Here is a 2,024-nt window from a genome sequence, read left to right on the forward strand (position 1 = left end):
GCGTCGGGCACATCCAGTTCCTCAACTGCCTGCCCCTCTACTGGGGCCTCGTCCACACGCACACCCTGCTCGACCTCGACCTCACCCGGGACACCCCGGAGAAGCTGGGCGCGAAGGTGCTGAGCGGCGAGCTGGACATGGGGCCCGTCCCGCTGGCCATGTTCCTGGGGCACGCCGAGGAGCTCGTGGCGCTGCCGGACATCGCGGTCGGCTGCGACGGCGACGTCATGTCCTGCGAGATCGTCTCGCGCCGCCCGCTGGAGGAGCTGGACGGCGCCCGGGTCGCGCTGGGCTCCACCTCCCGTACGTCCGTACGGCTGGCGCGGCTGCTGCTGGCCGAGCGCTACGGCGTCCGTCCGGAGTACTACACCTGCGAGCCCGACCTGGAGGCGATGCTGAGCGAGGCGGACGCCGCCGTCGTCATCGGGGACCTCGGGCTGCGCGCCTACCTGGGGCATCTGCCCGAGCCGGGGCTGCAGGTGCACGACCTGGGGCGGCTGTGGAAGGAGTGGACGGGCCTGCCGTTCGTCTTCGCGGCCTGGGCGGTGCGCCGCGACTTCCTGGAGCGCGAACCCGCGACCGTGCACGAGGTGCACCGGGCCTTCCTCGCCTCCCGCGACCTCTCGCTGGAGCAGATCGACAAGGTCGCCGCGCACGCGGCGCGCTACGAGATCTTCGAGCCGTCGGTGCTGGAGCGCTACTTCACCACCCTCGACTTCCGCCTCGGCGAGCGCCAGCTCGACGGAGTGGCCGAATTCGCCCGGCGGGCCGGCGCCGAGGCGGGTTTCCCCCCCGGTGTACGGGTGGACCTGCTGGAGTCCGCGGACAGTCCCTAAGCTGTCGGCAGCACCACCGCAGTCATGGGGGGCCTCGACGTGCTGCAGCCGCTGGAGACCGACGATCCGCGCCAACTCGGCGGGTACCGGCTGCTGCGCAGACTCGGGGCCGGCGGCATGGGGCGGGTCTATCTGGCCCGTTCGCACACCGGGCGCACGGCAGCGGTGAAGGTGGTGCACCCGCACTTCGCCGTCGACGAGGAGTTCCGCCGCCGGTTCCAGCGCGAGATCGCCTCAGCGCGGCGCGTGGGCGGCGCGTGGACGGCGCCCGTGCTGGACGCCGACGCGGACGCCGCCGTGCCGTGGGTGGCGACCGGCTATGTCGCGGGCCCCTCGCTGGCGGACGCCGTGGCGGAGTACGGGCCGCTGCCGGAGACCAGCGTGCGGGCGCTGGGCGCCGGGCTCGCCGAGGCGCTGCGCCATGTGCACGGGCTGGACCTGGTGCACCGCGACGTCAAGCCGTCCAACGTGCTGCTCACCGTGGACGGGCCCCGGCTGATCGACTTCGGGATCGCCCGCGCCACCGACGGCACCGCCTCGCTCACCTCCACCGGCGTCTCCATCGGCTCACCCGGCTATATGTCGCCCGAACAGGTCCTCGGCAAGGGGGTCACGGGCGCCTCGGACATCTTCTCGCTGGGCGCGGTGCTGGTGTACGCGGCCACCGGGGCGCCCCCCTTTCCGGGGGACAGCACGGCGACGCTGCTCTACAAGGTCGTCCACGAGGAGCCCGAGCTGGACGGGCTGGGCGGTGAGCTGCGGGAGCTGGTCGCGCGCTGTCTGGCCAAGGACCCCGGGCAGCGCCCGGACCCGCCCGGCGTCGCGGGCGAGCTCGCGGGCACGGCGGGCGGTGCTCAGGGGCTGGTGCTCCCCCAAGCTCTCGGCTTCGCTCGAGCAGGGAGGTACCCCCACGGCTGGCTGCCGGCCCCGCTGGTGGAACAGGTCGGCCGACGCGCCACCGAGCTGCTGAACCTGGAGCCGGACGGCGCCCGCGAGCAGTCGGGCCCGCTCCCGTTCACGGGCCCCGGGACGGGGGCGGGAGCCACGGGAGCGGCGGGAGCCACGGGAGCAGGACCCGGTTTCGGCCCGCCGGACCCTTCGTACGGCTCGGCCCCGGGCACGCCCGGACCGGGCACGGGGGCAGGGCCCGGCAACGGGTCCGGGGCGGGCCCCGGAACCGCCATGCAC

2 protein-coding genes are annotated in these 2,024 nt (G+C 74.4%); both read left to right on the top strand.

The window, feature by feature from the left end:
• Positions 1-836 (top strand): menaquinone biosynthetic enzyme MqnA/MqnD family protein (locus G5C65_RS36250; protein WP_165303303.1); only part of this gene is annotated, 836 nt, incomplete at its 5' end.
• A gap of 42 nt (positions 837-878) precedes the next feature.
• Positions 879-2,024 (top strand): serine/threonine-protein kinase (locus tag G5C65_RS36255; protein WP_165303304.1); only part of this gene is annotated, 1,146 nt, incomplete at its 3' end.

The sequence above is a fragment of the Streptomyces boncukensis genome (assembly GCF_011045075.1).
Classification (GTDB): Bacteria; Actinomycetota; Actinomycetes; order Streptomycetales; family Streptomycetaceae; genus Streptomyces; species Streptomyces boncukensis.